Genomic DNA, 18915 nt, shown 5'->3' on the forward strand with positions numbered 1-18915 from the left:
CGGGATATCGCGGCGGTTCAGGCGTCCGACGATTGCTGCCCGCGTGCCTGAGCACGCCCCTTCCACATGCCGCCCCGTCCACGCCAGTGCTGCAGCGCCGAGTCGAACGTGAAGACGGTGTAGAGCGCGGCAACCACCGGCAGGAACGGGCCGAAGCTCGACGGCTGGCGGTAGAAACGCAGCATCGGGAGGTACGACAGCGTCATCGCGAGCCACGCGAACAACCCCAGCCACTGCGCAATGCCCGACGCGAAGAGCGTCATCGCCGGCGGCACGATGAACGTGAGCAGCAGCGAGACGATGGTCCCGGCGAGCAACACCGGCGAGTATTGCAACTGCGCGTAGGCCGTGCGCGAAACCATCTTGCGAATCTCGCCGAGGTTGTCGTACGGACGCACGCTCATCGCGCGTTCGGTGAGCCCCAGCCAGATCGCGCCTTGCTTCTTGAGCAGGCGTCCCATGGCGCAGTCGTCGATGATCTCGTCGCGGATCGCCTCGATTCCGCCGCCGGCCTCGAGGGACCGGCGATGAATCAGCATGCACCCGCCGGCGGCGGCGGCCATGCGACGCTTCGGATCGTTGACCCACGCGAACGGATAGAGCATCTGGAAGAACAAGACGAACGCAGGGATCAGCGTGCGCTCGAACCACGCCGTGCAGCGCAGCTTCGCCATGAGCGAGACGAGCACGCGGTTGTCGCCCGTGGCGCGCGTGACCAAGCGACGCACGTTCTCGGGCGTATGCGCGATGTCGGCGTCGGTGTGCAACAGGTACTCGGGAGCGACGCCATCGTCGTTCGTGGCGGGATCGCTCGCGAACGCGACACCCTGGCGGATCGCCCACATCTTGCCTGTCCAGCCGCCTGGGAGCGGCTGGCCGCTCAACACGTCCACGCGCCGTGCGAAGCCGTCGGCTGCCGCACGCCGCGCAGCCTCGCGCGCGAGTTCGGCCGTGCCGTCGCTGCTCTGATCGTCGACGACGACGATCCGCAAGCGGCCCGCATAATCCTGGCGGCACAGCGACTCGACCACCTGTGCGATGGATTCCGCTTCGTTGCGCGCGGGAATCACCACGGCCACGGACGGCCAGACGTCGGGCGCCGGCAGGCGGTCTTCGTCCAGGTCGTCGCGCTCGCGCGCACGCCAGAAACCGCCTTGCGAGCTCAGCAGATAGATCCAGATGGCCAGCGAGAGCGCGGCGATCCAGGCCAAAACAGTCATGACAGATATCCGGCGGAACCGAACCAGGCGAGCGCATCGCGCAGGCCGTCGGCATAGGGGCGGGCGGTGTAGCCGAGTTCGCGCTTCGCCTTTTCGGAGGAGAAGAACATGTGATAGCGCGACATCTTCAGGCCGTCGACCGTGACGAACGGCTCTTTGCCGGTGAAGCGCGCCACGCCTTGCGCGGCCATCGCGAGCGGATACAGCGGCCAGCGCGGCAGGGCGATGGTCGGCGCCTTGCGTCCCACCATCCCGGCGATCGTCGCCAGCATGTCGCGCAGCAGGACGTCGTCGCCGCCGAGAATGTAGCGCTCGCCGATGCGGCCGCGCTCGAGCGCGAGGAGATGGCCCTCGGCGCAGTCATCGACGTGCACGAGGTTGAGTCCCGTATCGACGAAGGCCGGAATCCTGCCTTGCGCCGCCTCGACGATGATGCGTCCCGTCGGCGTGGGCTTGATGTCGCGCGGCCCGATCGGCGTGGACGGATTGACGATCACGGCGGGCAGGCCGTCGTTGGCGACCATCCGCTCGACGAGACGCTCGGCCGCGACCTTGCTGCGCTTGTACACGCCGATGGTCGTGGCTTCGTCGTTCGGGGAGGTTTCGTCGACGGGACCGGTGGCGTCGTGCACGCGCAGCGTGGCAACGCTGCTCGTGTACACCACGCGCCGGACGCCGGCGCGCAGGGCCGCTTCCATCACCGTGCGCGTGCCGTCGATGTTGGCACGCATGATGTCGTTGGGATCTTTCGCCCACAGGCGGTAGTCGGCGGCGACGTGGAGCAGGGCGTCGACCCCGTCCAGCGCGCGCTGCATCGACGCGGCGTCGCGCATGTCGCCTTCCACGACCTCGACAGGCAGGTCGGCGAGGTTCCCCCGGGGGCTGGTGCCGCGCACCAGCAGGCGAACCTCGTGACCGCGTGCGAGCGCCGTGCGTGCCACCGCGGAACCGACGAACCCGGAGGCGCCGGTCACCAGCACACGCGACGGCATTTATGCCTTGGCCCGGCGCAGTTCGTCGAGCTTGATCTCGACGTGCTTCGAGAAGACGTACTCGGCCGGCCGCTGCTTGGCGAACGAGATGTCCTCGGCCATCGGGCCTTCGGTGCGCACGCCCTTGAGCGCCACGCCCAGCGCGCGCAGCGGATGCGACATCGTTTCGTTGACCGCCGTGGCTTCGAAGCCGCTGTGCACCATGCAGTCGGCGCACTTTTCGTAGTTGCCCACGCCGTACTTGTCCCAGTCGGTGGTTTCCATCAACTCGGTGTAAGTCTTTGCGTAGCCTTCGCCCAGCAGGTAGCACGGACGCTGCCAGCCGAACACGGTGCGCGTCGGGTTGCCCCACGGCGTGCAGTGATACGAGCGGTTGCCGGCGAGGAAGTCCAGGAACAGGCTCGACTGGCTGAACGTCCAGTTCTTGCCGCCGTTGCCGCGCTTGAGGATGTCGCGGAACAACTGCTTGGTCTTCGAGCGGTTCAGGAAGTGCTGTTGATCCGGGGCGCGCTCGTAGGCGTAGCCTGGCGACACGGTGATGCCGTCGAGACCCAGGTCCTTCGTCGAATCGAAGAACTTGGCGACCTTTTCCGGATCGGCGTTGTTGAACAGCGTGCAGTTGATGTTCACGCGGAAGCCGCGCGACTTCGCCAGCTTGATGGCCGACACGGCACGGTCGTACACGCCCTCCTGCGAGACCGCCGCGTCATGCATTTCTCGATCGCCGTCGAGGTGGATCGACCAGACGAAGAACGGGCTCGGCTCGTAGTCGTCGATCTTCTTCTCGAGCAGCAGGGCGTTCGTGCACAGGTAGACGAACTTCTTGCGCTCGATGATGCCCTTGACGATCTGCGGCATTTCCTTGTGCAGCAGCGGTTCGCCGCCGGCGATGGAAACCACCGGCGCGCCGCACTCGTCGACCGCATCGAGCGATTCCTTGAGCGAGACGCGCTGGTTCAGGATGGGGTCCGGGTAGTCGATCTTGCCGCAGCCCGAGCAGGCGAGGTTGCAGCGGAACAGCGGTTCGAGCATCAGCACCAGCGGGTAACGCTTGTTGCCCTTGAAGCGCTGCTTCATCAGATAGGCGCCAACATACGCCTGTTGCAGGAAAGGGATGGCCAAGTTCGGCTCCTGTTCGTGTTGCGTCAGCCAGCAACCGCGTGTTGCGCGGCGACCGGCTCGTTTTGGGTCAATTCCGACGGCAAGCGGAACTGGATGGTTTCCTCGATGCCGTCCATGAGAGTCACTTCGACCGTGTCGATGCGACGCAGCGCGTCGATCACGTCTTCGACCATGCGCTCGGGGGCGGACGCCCCGGCGGTGATGCCGATGCGGGCCTGGCCGCGCACCCATTCCGCTCTGACCTCGGAGCCATCGGCCACGAGGTAGCTCGGCAGCCCCATCTCGGAGCCGATTTCACGCAGGCGGTTCGAGTTCGAGCTGTTTGTCGCCCCGACCACGAGCAGCACGTCCACGCGTTCACACAGCTCGCGCACGGCGGTCTGGCGGTTCTGCGTGGCATAGCAGATGTCCTTGGTGTTCGGGCCAACGATATTGGTAAAGCGACGCTGCAGCGCAGCAATGATACCGCGAGTCTCGTCGACCGACAGCGTGGTCTGCGTGACGTAGGACACCGGCGTATTGACGGCGAGCGGCAGCGCGTCGACGTCCGTCTCGGTCTGCACGAGATGCACGGGGCCATCGATCTGGCCCATCGTGCCTTCGACTTCGGGGTGGCCGGCGTGACCGATCAGGATCACTTCGCGTCCGGCCGAGACGTAGTTCTTGCCCTGGATGTGCACTTTGGTAACGAGCGGGCAGGTGGCGTTGAGCACCTTGAGCCCGCGCGTCTGCGCTTCCTGTTCGACGACGCGTGCGACGCCATGGGCGCTGAAAATGGTTACAGCGCCCGCGGGGGCTTCGGACAACTCGTCGATGAAGCGCGCACCCTTGGCCTTGAGCGAATCGACCACATGCTTGTTGTGGACGATCTCATGGCGCACGTAGACCGGGGCGCCGTATTTTTCCAGGGCACGCTCCACGATCTCGATGGCACGTATGACACCCGCACAAAACCCGCGGGGTTGGGCAAGGATGACTTGCATTCAGCTCTCCGGCTCAGGTCGGCCGGGATGACGGTCTCAATCGGTTGTCCATGCCGTGTCGTTGCACGAAATTCACGGACCGCCCGGTGCCATGGGAGATGGCAAGTCGGGCGCACCTTCGGGGGGACCGTCGTCCGGTCGTTTGACAAGCGACGATTGTAACCGGCGCGGCCAATTGTTGCTGACGAACCCCTGTAGGAGAACGTCAGTCGCTGTTGCAAAAATGTTGACGAATCGGCGCGCATCCTACCCGAAACGGTGCCGATTCCACCATAAAACCACTCGCGGCGTGGTGGCAACCGCCGTGGTCGATGGCGCCGATTGGGCCATCCGCGCCCAAGTCCTTGATTTTACTTGCCGAAACGCTCGTTCTTTTCGCGCAGGTAGGCGATCAGGCCGTCGATGCCGCCCTGGGTGATGCGTGCCTTGAACTGCGGTTGGTAGAGCTGGATGAGCCAGGCATCGGCCACGTTCTCGCCCATCATGTTGATATCGTAGATCTTCCAGCCCTTATCGGTCTTTGCGAGTCGATAGGCCACCGACAGGTTGTCGCCGATGCCGCGCACCGAGGCGCCCACGACGGCGTCGGTACTGTTCGGCGTGAGCTTGGCCGGCTCGAACTTGAAGGAGAGGTCGTTGCCGCGCACCTGCATGAGCTGCAGCGCGTAGGTGTTCACGAGCAATTGCTGGAACTGCTCGAAGACCTGCTGCTGCTGGGCGGGCGTGGCCGCATCGAAGACCTTCGGTCCCACGGCGTAGCGCGTGGTGCGGCGGAAGTCGGTGTACGGCAGGAAGTCGCGTGCCACGATGTGGGCGGTCGCGGCGGCGTCGCCGTTGCGCGCGGCCGGATCGGCCTTGGCCGCCTTGACGACCGTCTCGACGGCAGTCTTCACCATTTCGTTGGGATTGGCGCTCGCCTGTGCCCAGGCGCTCGATACGAGGCTCACGCTGCCAATACCGCCCAAAGTTGCGGCAGCGGCCGCCGTCACTAGAAATTTGTTCATACCCAGCATTGTCGTCGTTGGTGTAAATCGGGGTAGGCCGTAGTGTAGTCCACGCGACCCTCATGTGGCCCCTGTATACTGCTGCGGTTTCGAAAATTCACCGTTTCCGCACTTTTTGCGCACGGGTGGCCAACTTCCGGTCGACGGATTTCGTCCCCCGTTGGTTCCCCGAGGCGCCCAGTGTGTGGCGTTTGGTTACATTTTCGTGCCGCAGGCGGCGATAGTTCCGGTGACGGGCCTCGCCCGCTCCTTTACCCTTTACCTTTTGTCCTTTACCCGTTGACGCCGCCCCTCAGCCGCACTCTTTTGCCGTCACTCTCTTCCGGAACCGTTACATGCTGAGTTCGCTCGTCGTGCGCATCGTCCGTTTTTCGGCGAAGCACGCGTACCCGGTCATTTTCGCTTCGCTCCTGCTCGTGATTGCGAGTTGTGTGTACGTCGCCAAGCACTTCGCCATCAACACCGATGTTTCGAGCCTGATCGATTCGAATACGCCTGCCGCCGAGCGCGGCCGCGAGATCGATCGCGCCTTCCCGCAAAAGGCCGACGTCACGCTCGCCGTGGTGCAGGCCCCGGCCGTGGAGTTCGCGGACCGGGCCGCCGCCGAGCTCGCCGCGAGGCTGGCAAGCGAGACAGACGTGTTCCGTGCCGTGAGCCGTCCCGGCGCCGGCGAGTTCTTCGCGCACAATGCGCTGCTGTTCGCCTCGCTGGAAGACGTGAAGTCGCTCACCGGCAAGCTCGAAGACGCCAAGCCGCTCATCGGCCGTCTCGCGCAGGATCCGAGCCTGAACGGTCTGTCGGGCTTGCTCTCGGTCACCTTGCAGACGCCGTTGCTGACCGGTCAGGTGAAGCTCTCCGACATGTCGCGCCTGCTTGGTCGCGCGGCCGACACGACCGAGGACGTGCTCGCGGGGCGTCCCGCAGGCATGTCGTGGCGCGCGCTCGTGGCGCCTGGCACCGCTGCGCGCAGCTTCGTGCTCGTGCAGCCCGTGCTCGACTACGCGGCGCTCGAAGCGGGCGCGAATGCCGCCACACGCATTCGCCAGGCCGTCATCGATCTGAAGCTCGCCGAGCGCTACGGCGCGACGGTGCGTCTGACGGGTCCGCGCCCGCTCTCCGACGAGGAGTTCGCCTCCGTGCGCGAGGATGCCGGTCCGAACGCCGTCATCACGCTGCTCGCTGTGCTGGTCGTGCTGTGGCTGGCGGTGCGCTCGGGGAAGATGATTCTCGCCGTGTTCATCACGCTGCTGGCCGGGCTGGCCGTGACGTTCGCCCTGGGCCTGATGATGGTCGGCGCGCTCAACATGATTTCGGTGGCCTTCGCCGTGCTGTTCGTCGGCATCGGCGTGGACTTCGGGATTCAGTTCGGTGTGCGCTATCGCGAGGAGCGCCATCGGCTCGACAAGGTCGGCGAGACCTCGGAAGCGGAAGTTCTGCGCGGCGCGCTCGCGAGTGCGGGCCGCGCCATCGCGATGCCGCTGTCGCTCGCCGCGGCGGCCACGGCGGCCAGCTTCTTCTCGTTCCTGCCCACGGCCTATCGCGGCGTGTCCGAGCTGGGACTCATCGCGGGCGTGGGGATTCTGTGCGTGGCGTTCCCGTCCGCGATCACCTTGCTGCCGGCGCTCATCAGCGTGTTCAAGCCGAAGGGCGAACCGAGCCCGCCGGGCTTTCGCAGTCTCGGGCCGGTGGACGATTTCACCGAGAAGTACCGCAAGCCGTTGCTGTACGGCACGCTCGCGCTGGTGATCGCCGGCCTGCCGCTGCTCGCACGGCTGCATTTCGACTTCAACCCCCTGCATTTGAAGGATCCGCACACCGAGTCGATGGCCGCGCTGCTCGATCTGGCCAACTCGCCCGAGGCCGGGGTGAACGACGTGCAGTTGCTCGCGCCGGATCTCGACGCCGCCGACGCCGACGCCGCGAAGCTGCGCGCCGTGCCGGAAGTGGGGCGCGTGGTGACGCTCACGACGTTCATGCCGTCGAACCAGCCGGCCAAGCTCGCGCAGATCGGCACGGCGGCGGCATCGTTGCTGCCCCTGCTCCCGCAGACGCCGCTGCCGCCGGTGCCCGACGCCGTGCGCGTGTCCTCGCTCAAGACCACGGCCGGGCAGTTGGAAGACGCCGCCGTCGACTATCCGGGCGAAGGGGCGAAGGAAGCGCAGCGCCTGGCGACGGCCTTGCGCAAGCTCGCCGCGGCGGATGCGGCGACGCGCGATCGCGCCGATCGCGCCATTGCCGAGCCGCTGAAGCTCGCGCTGGCGCAGTTGCGCGACGCGTTGCGGCCGAGCCCGATCACGCGCGAGACGCTGCCCAAGGAAATCGTCTCGCAATGGGTGTCGGCCGATGGGCGCGCGCTCGTGAACATTTCGCCGCGCGTGGCGAAGGGCGCCGATCCGGGCGACGACGCCATGCTGCGCAAGTTCAGTGCCGCCGTGCTGGAGACGACGCCCGACGCCGTGGGCGGACCGATCTCGATTCTGCGCTCGGCAGACACCATCATTCGTGCCTTCATCGAAGCGGGTCTCTGGGCGCTGCTCTCGATCACCGTGCTGTTGTGGCTCGCGCTGCGCAACTTCGGCGACGTGCTGCGCACGCTCGTGCCACTGCTGGTGTCGGCGGCGGTGACGCTCGAAATCACGGTGCTCATCGGTTTGCCGCTGAACTTCGCGAACATCATCGCGCTGCCGCTGTTGCTGGGGGTGGGGGTGGCGTTCAAGATCTACTACGTGATCGCCTGGCGCCACGGGCAGACTCGTCTGCTCGAGTCGAGCCTCACGCAGGCCGTGGTGCTCTCGGCCGCGACCACCGGTATCGCGTTCGGCAGCCTCTGGCTCTCGCACCACCCCGGCACGTCGAGCATGGGCAAGCTGCTGGCGCTCTCGCTGGTCTGTACGCTCATCGGCGCGGTGTTCTTCCAGCCGGTGCTCATGGGCAAACCGCGCGACAAGAGCGCGGCGCTGCTCAAGCCACCCAAGTCGATGAAGTAAGTCCGCGGGTAATCCGGCGAGCGCGCTCAACGAGAAACGGCACCGAAAGGTGCCGTTTCTCGTTGCCGCCAGCGAACGCCGCCGTCAGACCGACGGTGGCGTACGTCACCGATGCACGGATTCCACCTTGCCGCCCAGGCGTTCAGCCACGGCGCGCCGGATGGATGCGGCGATGCCGGGTGCGTCCAGGCCGACCGACGCGAGTTGCTGCGCCGGCGTGCCCTGATCGATATACGTATCGGGCAGACCGAGCTGCAGCACATTTGCCTGCACACCGTTGGCGTTGAGCGCCTCGACGCAGGCGGTGCCCGCGCCGCCCATCACCGAACCTTCCTCCAGCGTGACGATCAGTTCGTGCGAACGCGCGGCTTCGAGCACCGCGGCCTCGTCGAGCGGTTTGACGAAGCGCATGTTGATCACGCTCGCGTCGAATTCCGCGGCCACCTGTTCGGCGAGCGCGACCATCGACCCGAAGGCCAGGATCGCGACGCGGCGCCCGACCGGGGCGGCGCCCTGGCGGCGCGTCTGCGCGCGTCCCACGGGCAGCGTCGACAGTCCCGGCGCCGTCTTCACGCCGGGGCCGGCGCCGCGCGGATAGCGCACGGCGCTCGGGCCGTCGATGCCGAGCGCCGTCTGCAGCATCTGACGGCATTCGTTCTCGTCGGCCGGGGCCATGACGACCATGTTCGGGATACAGCGCAGGTAGGCCATGTCGTAGGCGCCCGCATGCGTTGCGCCATCCGCCCCCACGAGGCCGCCGCGATCGATCGCGAAGAGCACCGGCAGGTTTTGCAGCGCAACGTCGTGAATCAGTTGATCGTAGCCACGTTGCAGGAACGTCGAGTAGATCGCGACGACGGGCTTGAGCCCCTCGGTCGCGAGGCCGCCGGCGAATGTCACCGCGTGCTGCTCGGCGATGCCCACGTCGTAGTAGCGCTCGGGAAAGCGCTTCTCGAATTCCACGAGACCGGAGCCCTCGCGCATCGCGGGCGTGACGCCGACCACGCGCGCGTCGGCGGCTGCCGCATCGCACAGCCACTCGCCGAAGACCTGCGTGTAGGTCTTTGGGGCGGCCGCGCCGGTCGCAGCGGGTCGAATGCCCTCGCTCGGGTTGAACTTGCCCGGCCCGTGATACAGCACCGGGTCGGCCTCGGCGAGCTTGTAGCCGCGGCCCTTGCGCGTGACGACGTGCAGGAACTGCGGCCCCTTGAGCGCCTTGATGTTCTCCAGCGCGGGAATCAGCGCATCGAGGTCGTGGCCGTCGATGGGGCCGAGGTAGTTGAAGCCGAACTCCTCGAACATCGTGCCCGAGGGCTGCACGATGGCCTTCGCATGCTCCTCGAGCTTGTGCGCGAGCTCGCGCACCGGCGCCGGGGCGTTGCGCAGCAACTGGCGAACGCTTTCCTTGCCCGCCGAATAGAACTGCCCGGACATCAGCCGCGTGAGGTACTGGTTGAGCGCGCCCACGGGCGGCGAGATCGACATGTCGTTGTCGTTGAGCACGACGAGGAACGGCAGGTCGTCGTACACACCCGCGTTGTTCAACGCCTCGAACGCTTCGCCCGCCGTCATCGCGCCATCGCCGATCACCGCGATCGCATGGCGCTTTTCGCCCTTGATCCTGCTCGCCAGCGCCATGCCCAGCGCCGCCGAGATCGACGTGCTCGAGTGCGCCGTGCCGAACGTGTCGTAGGGCGACTCGTCGCGCTTCGGGAAGCCCGACAGGCCCTGCCATTGCCGCAGTGTCGGCATGGCCTCGCGGCGCCCCGTGAGGATCTTGTGCGGATAGGTCTGATGGCCGACGTCCCACACGATGCGATCGTTGGGCGTGTCGAACACGTAGTGCAGGGCGATCGTCAGTTCGACGGTGCCGAGGTTCGACGACAGGTGCCCGCCGGTGCGCGACACGTTTTCCAGCACACATGCGCGCAACTCGTCGGCCAGACGGCGCAGTTCGGCGCGCGAGAGGGCGCGCAGGGCCGCCGGGGACTGGATGCTGGCAAGCAGATCGGTCATGGTTGAACGTCCGTCCCCGCGCTCACTTCACCAGTCGGGCGAAGGACGCCAGCAGGCGATCGATGTCGGCCGCGGTGAGGTTGCCCATCGTCGAGATGCGGAACAGCTCCTTGGACAGACCGCCCTGGCCCGCGTAGATCACGAAGCCGTCGGCCTTGAGCCAGTCGTGCAGGCGCGGGTAATCCACGCCGGCAGGCAGCTTGTAGGCGCGCAGCACGACCGACGACTCGCCCGGCGGCAGCACGCTGTCGATGCCGAGTGCGGCCAGACCGGCGCGCGCCTGCTCGGCGAGCGCACCGTAGTGCGCGTGACGCTTCTGCCAGCCGCCGGCATCCTCGAGCTCGCGCAGCGCTTCGACGAGCGCATAGTACGCGTGCACGGACGGCGTGAATGGCGTGTTGCGCTCGGCCTGGAGCTTGGCGAGACGGCCGATGTCGAGGTAGTAGGTGCGGCTCGCAGCCTTGGCGAGCGCGCTCTTGCGCACCAGCACGAAGGACACGCCCGGCACGCCATGCAGGCATTTGTTGGCGGTCGCGGCCACGGCCACGATACCGGGCGAGTCGAAGTCGATGGCTTCGGCCGCGAAGCTGCTCACGCCGTCGACCAGCAGATCGATGCCGCGCTCGCGACAGGCGTCGGCGACACCGGCCAGATCGTTCAGGCGGCCGGTCGTCGTTTCGTGGTGGATGATCGCCACGTTCGTGTACGGACGATCGCCGGCGGCGTCGAGCTTCGCGACGATCTGCGCCAGATCCGGCGCCTGCATCCATTCGAAATGGATGACGTCGTGATCGATGCGGTACTGCTTGGCGATCTGCGAGATGCGCTCGCCATACACGCCGTTCTCCACGATCAGCAGGCGGCCGCCTTCGGGCACGAGGCCGGCCGTCATGCTTTCCACGGCGGCGGTGCCGGAGCCGGTCATCAATACCGGCGCCCAGACCGCCGGGTCGAGACCGTAGACAGCGCTCAGACGTGCGCGGGCTTCCTCCTGCAGATCGAAGAACTCGGGCTCGCGGTGGCACAGGTCGGGCTGCAGCAGCGCCTTGCGGACACGCTCGGTCAGGGTAACGGGGCCCGGATTCAGTAACAGCATGGCAGAGCTTCCTCGGCAAATATCGTAAAGGGGGAACGCTCAGGCCGAGGCCGGGGCGCGTTGTGCAATATGGTCCATCAGGCGCGACTTGACCGCCTCGGGCGTGACGTTCGGCCGCGGCAAGCCGTCGGGCGTACCCGGGCGCGTCGTCAGGCAGGCGAAGCGCGGGCCGTCGTTCAGGCTGGCCGTGCGGGCGTCGAACAGTTGCTCGACGACATCGAGCGTATCGCCCTCGAGGGCGAGCGCGTAGCCGCTGGCGGCGGCCACTCCCGCGAACGAGACCGTCGGCGAGACGGTGGCCTGTGCGCCCGTGGAGTCGTGCGACGCGTTATCGAGCAGCAGATGCACGAGATTCGACGGACCGTAGGCGCCGAGCGTGGCGAAGGCGCCCATGCGCATGAGCGCGGCGCCGTCGCCGTCGAGCGCCACGACGCGCAGGTCGGGGCGCGCCAGCGCGAGGCCGAGCGCGAGCGTGGTCACGCAGCCCATCGAGCCGACCATGTAGAGCTGGTTGGGACGGTCGTCGAGCGCATACAGCTCGCGGCCGCAGAAGCCGGTCGAGGCAAGCACGACGGTGCCGTCGAGCGGCGTATGGGCGATGACGCGCTCGAGCGCATCGCGACGCGCCGGCAGCGCGGACGGCGCCACGCCGCGCATGAGCGACACGGGCGCGGGCTGCGCCGGGCGTGGCGGACGCTCGGCCGGCTGCAGCGGGAACGGCGCCACGCTGCCCTTTTGCATCACGAGCGCGTACGGACGGCCGGTCTCGTCCATGTGCTTCACGGCGCGTTCCAGCGCCGGCGCTATCGCGTCCGGCTCCGTGGGGAACAGTTCCCAGGGCACTTCCATCAGGTCGAGCATCGCGGGCGTGATCGGACCCATGAGCGCGTGCTGCGGCTCGTCGGTGATGCCCGGCTGGCCGCGCCACGTCACGATCAGCAATTGCGGCAGACGGAACGTCCAGGTGAGCGACGTGAGCGGGCTCACGGCGTTGCCCAGCCCGGAGTTCTGCATCATGGTGACGGCGCGCGCGCCGCGCCCCTCGCCGAGCGTGGCGCCCGCGGCGATCGCGACGGCGTCGCCCTCGTTGGCGGCCGACAGGTAATGCAGCGTCGGGTCCTGCAGCACGTAGTTGATGAACGGCGTGAGGAACGAGCAGGGCACGCCGGTGTACCACGTGAAGCCGTGGGCGCGCGCGGCTTCGACGAACTGACCCGCCTCAATCACCTTGCGCCTCCGCATCGGTGCCGCTGAACGGCGTCTGGCCGTGCGCGAAGTCGGCGGCGCGGCGGAATTCCTCCATGTCGTTCACCCCGCGCCAGTGGCCGTGCACGTACTGCACGGCGATCTTCGCGCCATCCTGCACCAGCGCGTTGATGAGATCGGGCATGCCGAGCCGGTCGAAGTCGGCGCGGGCCTGCAGCGCGGCGAACACACGTTGCAGTTGTGCGCGGCCTTCGTCGCCGCGCACGCCGAACAGGCCGATCCAGCGGCCGTTCGGACCAGGGGCGGTGTCGGCGGCATCGCCGGCGTCTGCGCTGATCTTCTCGAGCAGCACCTGCTGACCGAACAATCCGCGGTCGTCGCCCGACGAGCAGTACGCGAAGTCACGCACGCTGGCGTTGGCCGCATTGACGGTGGTGGCGGCCGTGGAATCGACCACGACGGTGAAGTCGGCCTCGCTTTCGACGAGATCGCGCACGATGTAGCTGCGGAAGAGCAGGTCGCCGTAGGAGACCACCGTGTCTTGCGTGAAAGCGTTGGCCACGCGTGCGAGCGAGGCGAGCTCGCCCGTCTCGGCGTGACGCTCGTTGATGGCGAGCGTGATGCCGGCGGTGTCGATCGCGTCGGCGCGATAGCCGCCCACGACGGTAATGTCGTTGACGTTCTGCTTCTTGAAGCCGTCGACCAGCCAGCGCAGCAGCGGCTTGCCGGCGACCGGCAGCATGACCTTCGGGCGGTCCGTCGTCACGCTCTCCAGATTCTTGCCGCGGCTGGCCGCCAGCACGATGGCCGAGCGCGGCGCATTCGCGGCCGACAGGTAGCGGTCTTCCGCTTCGGTGTATTCGTCGGCGTCCTGAAGACGGAAGATCTCGTCGACGGTGGCGATGCGGTCCTCGACGTTGACGAGCGTCTCGCTGCGATGGATTTCGGCCGCCACCGCCTGCATGGCCGACGTGGCTGCGCGGATCAGGTGGTTCGCCCAGATCACGACGCTGATGCCAGCTTCGCGGAAGACATCGGTCGGCGTGCTGTAGTACTTGGTCGGCACGATCACCAGCGGGCAGCGGTTGCCCCATTCGCGGGCGAACTGCACGATCTCGTCGGCGCGCTTGAGCTTGCTGTGGATCAGGATGGCGTCGGCGCCGGCCTGGTGGTAGGCCTCGGCGCGGCGCAGGGCTTCTTCCATGCCCCAACCGGCGATGAGCGCTTCCACGCGGGCCACGATCGAGAAGTCGTCGTCGGCCTGCGAGTCCTTGCCGGCCTTGATCTTGCCGCAGAACTCGTCGATGTCCGCGAGCGGCTGGCGCTCGCCGCCGATGAAGCTGTTCGTCTTCGGGAAGACCTTGTCTTCGATGCACACGCCGGCCACGCCGCGTTGCTCGAGCTTGCGCACGAGACGGCGCATGTTGTTGAAGTTGCCGTAGCCGGTGTCGCCGTCGAGCAGGATCGGCAGATCGCTGGCGTCGGCCATGAATTCGAGGTTGTCGACGACCTGCGTCCAGCTCGCTTCATTGTTGTCGCGCACGCCGAACTGCGCCGAAATCGCCAGGCCGGAAGCCCAGATGCCCTTGAAGCCCGCCTCGCGCACGATGCGCGCGGACAGGCCGTTGTGGGCTTCCATCAGGAACTCGAGCTGGTTGCTGCGCAGCATGGCGCGCAGCTGGGCCGCGCGCGTGGTGGTCGGCGGCAGGGAAAATGCGTCGGGAGCGTTCATTCGGACACCATCGTGAGCGGTTCGAGTTGCGGCAGCACCTGGTCGGCGGCGCGCTTCACGTCCTCGGGGTAGTCGATTTCGATCCACGGGAAGCCCGTGACATCGGCCGTTTCGAATTGCGCACCGCGCTCGAGCAGCAGATCGCGCACGGCTTCTTCGTGCGGCATCTTGGCGCGGCCGGATTCGACGTAGTCGCGCGTGATTTCCGCCAGACGCGTCGCCGTGGCCTCATTGAAACGGAAGAAGCCGACCGATTCGCCAACAGTGTCGTATTCCAGACCGACCATGACCTGCTTGCGCAGTTCGACGGGCACGCCGTCCTTGAGGCACAGTTTGACGGGTTCGTCGCCGACTTCGAAGTCGCGGTCGATGAGCAGACGGTTGGCGGTCTTGCCGGCGACCAGCGCGTTGAAGATACGTTGATCGTAGAGCACGTCGGCATCCATGACGAGCACGTCGCCGCCGGCGGTCATCGCGTCGGCAGCCGTGTGCAGCGTGAGCACGCTGCCCAGATGGAATTCGGGATTGAGGCGAATCTGCGGACGCGGCGTCCAGTCCAGGCGTTCGAGTTCCTCGCTCACCTGCTCGTGGTGGAAACCGAGCGCGAGCACGACATCGGTGATGCCGGCGGCCGCCAGCATGCGCAGATGGCGCTCGAGCAGCGACATGCCGTCGAACTTGAGCAGACACTTCGGCGACTGCTTGTCTTCAGGCTGGAGCAAACGCAGGCCCATGCCTGCTGCGAGAATGATGGCCCGCATGGTCGATATCCTTCTTTAAAGCGGTGCAGTATCGGTGGCGGGCAGCGGCACGCTTTGTTGCGCGGCGCGCTGGCGACGCCAGCCACGTTCGGAGAAATGCAGATAGACGAGACCGGGCACGCCGAGCAGCAGCTCGCGCGTGCGCTTGGCCAGCGACAGGGCCAGCGCGGCGTCGGCCGACAGGCCCACGAGCGGGGCGAGCAGCAGGTAACCGCCTTCCTGCACGCCGAGCGAGCCCGGCACGAAGAAGGCGGCGCCGCGAATCGCCTGCCCGAGACTTTCGAGCAGCAGGGCGTCCACCCAGCTCACCGGATGCCCGATGAACTGCAGAATCAGCCAGACTTCGGCGGTGCCGACGATCCAGCCGACCAGACTCAGCGCAAAGCTTGCAAGCACCTGGCGGCGCCGGCCGTACATGCGTTGCACGATTTCGTCGACGGCGTTGGCGCGATCGAGCAGTGACGACCAGTCGCGCTTGGACGACATCTTCGAGAGCATGCGAAACGCCCAGCCGAAGATGCCGCGCCGCTGCGCGACGTAGAACGCATAGAGCAGCGCCGAGATCACACCGGTGACGAGCAGCATCGGCAGCCAGAGGCCGGCGTCCGTGTCACGCGTGGCGCTGATGCCGAACACCGCCAGTCCGAGCAACGCGAAGACGATCTGTGCGACGGCCTGCAGCGTCGTGCTCACGGTGATGGCGGCAGCCGCTTCCCGGCCGGCAAGTCCGCGTTGTTTCATTTGACGCACCATGGCGATCGGCCCGCCGATCTGGCCCGCCGGCAGCAGGCTGTTGACCGACTCGCCCACCCAGCGCGTGAGTACGGCGCGGCGCAGCGAGCAGGACCTGGCGACCAGCACCTGGATGGCGGCGGCATCGAGCACCAGCGGCAAGAAATGGAAGGCCGCGATGGGCAGGAGGCCCCAGCCGGCAATGGCCAGCGTGGACATGACCGAGCCGGCGCCCTGCCAGATCAGCAGGGCGACGAAAAGGGCAAGGCCGAGGGAGAGAGAGACGATGGCGGTCCGGTTCATTTAGCGTTTCGTCCGTCCCAATACTTGACGAAACACTTGCCGGAAACCGAAATAGGCGATGGCGTCCTTCATGTTCGAAATGAAGCGCTGCCAGGTGCCCATGCGTGGGTCGGTCACGTACTCGAACGTCAGCGAAATCCGCTCCTCGTTGTCGCCGAGCGGCGTGATGCGGTGATGCAGCTTATCCCCGTCGAAGAACACGAGCGCGCCGGGCGGGTACGCCACGGCGCCGTCGACTTGCGTCACGCCGGGGTTGCGCGTGTGCAGCCGGTATTCGAGCTTGCAGCTCGATCGATCCACCACGCCCAGCAGCAGCGTGTAACGACGGCCCTTGTAATAGGACGTGTCGTAATGCCAGCCGATGTGATCGCCCGGGCGCGTGTAGTAGTACAACGCGTACGCGTGCGGATCGTCCTGCGGCGAGGGTAGCAGCCTTTCGCCGGCCAGACGCTCGAGAAAGCGCATCAGCGCGGGCGAGCGATAGAGCTCGGCCACGTATGGCGCACGCTCGTCGAGCGTGTGGCGGCTCACGCTGCCGCCTTGCTTGTGTCCCGGCAGATAGTTGCGGTTCACGTTGGGCGTGACCGCGCGCGCGGCGGCGATCAACTGCTCGGTGACCGCCTGCGGCAGGAACTTTTCCAGATAGATGAAGGCGTCCTGCGACTTGAATTCGCGCGTGACGGCGTCGAAGTCGATGGCGTCGAGCGCGCGTTCGATCTCGGCATCCACGGCGAAGGCGGCAGGTGCGGCGGGAGCGAGCGGCGCGAGCGGTTCGGCGGTGGCTGCGGCCGGTGCCGCTTCGGCCTTGCCCGGCAGCGGGCGGCGCATCACGCGCACGTAGTCGGCGATCACGAGCAGCGCGAAAAGCGGCGCGCCGATGGCCGCGGCGATGAGGAAGCCGCGGGTGCCGTCGAACAGCGTGACGAGCGGCATCAGGTACAGCACGTCTTCCGTCTCGAAGCCGCCGACGGAAGCCTGTTTCGTGCCGGCCTTGCCCACGCGGTCCTCGATGCGCATGCGCAGGAAAAAAATCAGCGCCACGGCGACGCCGGCAATCCAGCCCAGTGCCGACGCCGATAACGGGACCGGCAGCAGGAACTGGCCAGGCGCGAGCGTTTCCACGCCCATGCCGATACCGCCGAAGAGCAGCACGGTGACGAGCGCGTCAGACGCGAGATCGTACAGATGGCCGAAGCGGCTCGTCTTGCCGCTGATGCGGGCGAGCTCGCCATCGGTGTGATCGATGAAATTCGACAGCACGAGCAGCACCGCGCCGAGGTTGGCCATCGCATAACCGCCTTGGGCGAACGCCCACGTGCAGGCCAGGCCGACGATCAGACGCAGCGTGGTGAGATGGTTCGGACTCACACGCGTGTCGACGAGCGGTGTGACGAGCCAGCGCGCGAGCCGCGCATCGTATTGACGGGGGCGCGGCGGCATGGGGCGTGTGGTCTTCTCTGTGGTCGGCGCAACAGCAGGCGCCGAAATAGTTTTCGGTATCGTTTCCATGAGGGGGGAATATATACCCATAAGACGGTAATGTGCAGGCCACCAAAATGCCTGTACCTACCGCGACACCCTTGACGGACGGGGCATTGACGCGCGAGGGAAAGTTCGCGCAACACCGCATTCCCGACCGTTCCGGCCGTCGTGTGTCATACCTTAGGCGATATGCGGACCAAGTCCGCGATTATATTCCGCAACACTCCGTTTCGCTTTTGATATCCCAGGGCGTCGTTTTGACGCACCCGCATGGCGACGCCCGCATCGCACAGGGGGCCGTCCGAGGCCCACATCGCCGTCAAAACCGACAGATAGTCGGTATAGCGGCCGCCTCGCGATGCGCGGATAATGGCGGTCCCGTTCGTCACTTATTGCGGCGTGACTCACCCGCATTTCTCTCATGTTCCAAACGATTGCGATTCTTACCGGCGCTTCGCGCGGTCTCGGCGCGGCGCTCGCGCGCGGACTGCTCGCCCCCGGCACCCATCTCGTGACGCTGGCGCGTCGCACGGACGACGACCTCGCCACGCTGGCCGCCGCGAAGGGCGTCTCGCTCGAGCAGATCCCTGTCGACCTGTCCGACGCCGATGCCGCCGCCCGCGTGGCCGAACGCGTCTGCGCCGCGCTGCCGCGCGACGCCGGTCGCTATCTGCTGATCAACAACGCGGGCACCGTCAACCCGGTGGCCAACTCGGCCGTGCTCGACGACGCTGGCGCGATCGGCGCCGCGTTCACGCTGAACGTCACGTCCGTGATGCTGCTCACGTCGCGCTTTCTGGCGGCGACGCAGGGCCTTGCCGCCCAGCGTCAGATCGTGAACATCTCGTCCGGCGCCGGCCGCAACCCCAATGCGGGCTGGGCCGTGTACTGCTCGACCAAGGCTGCGCTGGATATGTATACGCGCGTGGTCAACGCCGAGCATCGCGAGCACGGCGTGCGGGCTGTGTCGCTCGCGCCGGGCGTGGTCGATACCGGCATGCAGGAGACCATTCGCAGCAGCAGCGTGGAGAGCTTCCCGGCACTGGCGCGTTTCCAGGATCTGAAGGCGAGCGGCAAGCTTTCGTCGCCGGAGGACGTCGCCCGCCGTATTCTGGCGCTGGCCGAGCGCGACGATTTCGGTCAGATCGAGATCGACGACATCCGCAATTACGCCTGATCGCGCTTTTTGCACCTGCGTGGCGTGTGGGGGCGACTCAGCGCCCGCACCGCTGAGCGTTCCCGACAGGTAAGAAGAGCACCGGTCCGCCAGTGGGGTGAA

General features: G+C 66.8%; 14 protein-coding genes and 1 pseudogene. 2 read left to right on the plus strand and 13 right to left on the minus strand.

The window, feature by feature from the left end; translation table 11 throughout:
* Positions 1-17: 17 nt before the first annotated feature.
* The 5 genes from RO07_RS07720 to RO07_RS07740 all read right to left on the minus strand — a co-directional run bounded on the left by RO07_RS07720 (position 18) and on the right by RO07_RS07740 (position 5321).
* On the minus strand, positions 18-1220 hold the full coding sequence (locus tag RO07_RS07720) for a glycosyltransferase (RefSeq protein ID WP_039409511.1): 1203 nt from the start codon (positions 1218-1220) through the stop codon (positions 18-20).
* Positions 1217-2212, minus strand: a complete 996-nt coding sequence (gene hpnA / locus RO07_RS07725) for a hopanoid-associated sugar epimerase (protein WP_039409515.1) — start codon at positions 2210-2212, stop codon at positions 1217-1219. Before hpnA ends, RO07_RS07720 begins: the two co-directional genes overlap by 4 nt.
* The gene (gene hpnH / locus RO07_RS07730) at positions 2213-3334 is read right to left on the minus strand and encodes an adenosyl-hopene transferase HpnH (protein WP_039409517.1); all 1122 of its coding nucleotides are present in this window, start codon (positions 3332-3334) and stop codon (positions 2213-2215) included.
* Between the two features lie 23 nt (positions 3335-3357).
* Positions 3358-4317 carry a 4-hydroxy-3-methylbut-2-enyl diphosphate reductase gene (ispH, locus tag RO07_RS07735; protein ID WP_039409519.1) on the minus strand — a complete coding sequence of 320 codons (960 nt, stop codon included), beginning with the start codon at positions 4315-4317 and terminating at the stop codon, positions 3358-3360.
* 350 nt (positions 4318-4667) lie between these two features.
* A complete protein-coding gene (locus RO07_RS07740) occupies positions 4668-5321 on the minus strand; it encodes an MlaC/ttg2D family ABC transporter substrate-binding protein (RefSeq protein WP_039409521.1) in 654 nt (217 codons plus the stop codon).
* Between the two features lie 335 nt (positions 5322-5656).
* On the opposite strand from RO07_RS07740, the gene hpnN reads away from it, so the two are divergent.
* Entirely contained in the window at positions 5657-8308 is a 2652-nt protein-coding gene (gene hpnN, locus RO07_RS07745; protein WP_039409524.1) for a hopanoid transporter HpnN, read from the plus strand.
* Between the two features lie 105 nt (positions 8309-8413).
* Here the strand turns inward: hpnN and dxs are convergent, their stop codons facing one another.
* The 8 genes and pseudogenes from dxs to RO07_RS26800 form a co-directional block, all read right to left on the minus strand.
* Positions 8414-10324 carry a 1-deoxy-D-xylulose-5-phosphate synthase gene (gene dxs, locus RO07_RS07750; RefSeq protein ID WP_039409526.1) on the minus strand — a complete coding sequence of 637 codons (1911 nt, stop codon included), beginning with the start codon at positions 10322-10324 and terminating at the stop codon, positions 8414-8416.
* A gap of 22 nt (positions 10325-10346) precedes the next feature.
* Positions 10347-11420 (minus strand): 2-aminoethylphosphonate aminotransferase, encoded by a 1074-nt coding sequence (locus RO07_RS07755; protein WP_039409528.1) that lies wholly within the window; start codon positions 11418-11420, stop codon positions 10347-10349.
* Positions 11421-11459: 39 nt separating this feature from the next.
* Positions 11460-12647, minus strand: coding sequence for a phosphonopyruvate decarboxylase (aepY, locus tag RO07_RS07760; protein WP_039409530.1), 1188 nt, complete (start codon positions 12645-12647; stop codon positions 11460-11462).
* Complete coding sequence (gene aepX, locus RO07_RS07765) at positions 12640-14358, minus strand: phosphoenolpyruvate mutase (protein ID WP_039409532.1); 1719 nt, start codon at positions 14356-14358, stop codon at positions 12640-12642. The genes aepY and aepX overlap by 8 nt, the downstream gene beginning before the upstream one ends.
* The gene (locus RO07_RS07770) at positions 14355-15119 is read right to left on the minus strand and encodes a phosphocholine cytidylyltransferase family protein (protein WP_039409534.1); all 765 of its coding nucleotides are present in this window, start codon (positions 15117-15119) and stop codon (positions 14355-14357) included. The genes aepX and RO07_RS07770 overlap by 4 nt, the downstream gene beginning before the upstream one ends.
* Positions 15120-15134: 15 nt before the next feature.
* On the minus strand, positions 15135-16154 hold the full coding sequence (locus RO07_RS07775) for a flippase-like domain-containing protein (RefSeq protein WP_039409536.1): 1020 nt from the start codon (positions 16152-16154) through the stop codon (positions 15135-15137).
* Entirely contained in the window at positions 16155-16982 is an 828-nt protein-coding gene (locus RO07_RS26420; RefSeq protein WP_052267548.1) for a HalD/BesD family halogenase, read from the minus strand.
* Between the two features lie 219 nt (positions 16983-17201).
* Positions 17202-17684, minus strand: a pseudogene (locus tag RO07_RS26800) (CDP-alcohol phosphatidyltransferase family protein); the annotation flags it as partial.
* A gap of 373 nt (positions 17685-18057) precedes the next feature.
* Between RO07_RS26800 and RO07_RS07790 the strand changes: the two are divergent.
* Positions 18058-18813, plus strand: coding sequence for an SDR family oxidoreductase (locus tag RO07_RS07790; protein ID WP_039409538.1), 756 nt, complete (start codon positions 18058-18060; stop codon positions 18811-18813).
* Positions 18814-18915 lie beyond the last annotated feature (102 nt).

This window comes from Pandoraea pulmonicola, from assembly GCF_000815105.2.
Lineage (GTDB): Bacteria > Pseudomonadota > Gammaproteobacteria > Burkholderiales > Burkholderiaceae > Pandoraea > Pandoraea pulmonicola.

Excerpts from the sequence above, each read along its gene's own strand:
- RO07_RS07720 (WP_039409511.1), bottom strand. The coding sequence starts at position 1,220 with ATGACTGTTTTGGCCTGGATCGCCGCGCTCTCGCTGGCCATCTGGATC.
- hpnA (WP_039409515.1), bottom strand. The coding sequence starts at position 2,212 with ATGCCGTCGCGTGTGCTGGTGACCGGCGCCTCCGGGTTCGTCGGTTCC.
- ispH (WP_039409519.1), bottom strand. The coding sequence starts at position 4,317 with ATGCAAGTCATCCTTGCCCAACCCCGCGGGTTTTGTGCGGGTGTCATA.
- RO07_RS07740 (WP_039409521.1), bottom strand. The coding sequence starts at position 5,321 with ATGAACAAATTTCTAGTGACGGCGGCCGCTGCCGCAACTTTGGGCGGT.
- hpnN (WP_039409524.1), top strand. The coding sequence starts at position 5,657 with ATGCTGAGTTCGCTCGTCGTGCGCATCGTCCGTTTTTCGGCGAAGCAC.
- dxs (WP_039409526.1), bottom strand. The coding sequence starts at position 10,324 with ATGACCGATCTGCTTGCCAGCATCCAGTCCCCGGCGGCCCTGCGCGCC.
- RO07_RS07755 (WP_039409528.1), bottom strand. The coding sequence starts at position 11,420 with ATGCTGTTACTGAATCCGGGCCCCGTTACCCTGACCGAGCGTGTCCGC.
- aepX (WP_039409532.1), bottom strand. The coding sequence starts at position 14,358 with ATGAACGCTCCCGACGCATTTTCCCTGCCGCCGACCACCACGCGCGCG.
- RO07_RS07770 (WP_039409534.1), bottom strand. The coding sequence starts at position 15,119 with ATGCGGGCCATCATTCTCGCAGCAGGCATGGGCCTGCGTTTGCTCCAG.
- RO07_RS07775 (WP_039409536.1), bottom strand. The coding sequence starts at position 16,154 with ATGAACCGGACCGCCATCGTCTCTCTCTCCCTCGGCCTTGCCCTTTTC.
- RO07_RS26420 (WP_052267548.1), bottom strand. The coding sequence starts at position 16,982 with ATGCGCCGCCCGCTGCCGGGCAAGGCCGAAGCGGCACCGGCCGCAGCC.
- RO07_RS07790 (WP_039409538.1), top strand. The coding sequence starts at position 18,058 with ATGTTCCAAACGATTGCGATTCTTACCGGCGCTTCGCGCGGTCTCGGC.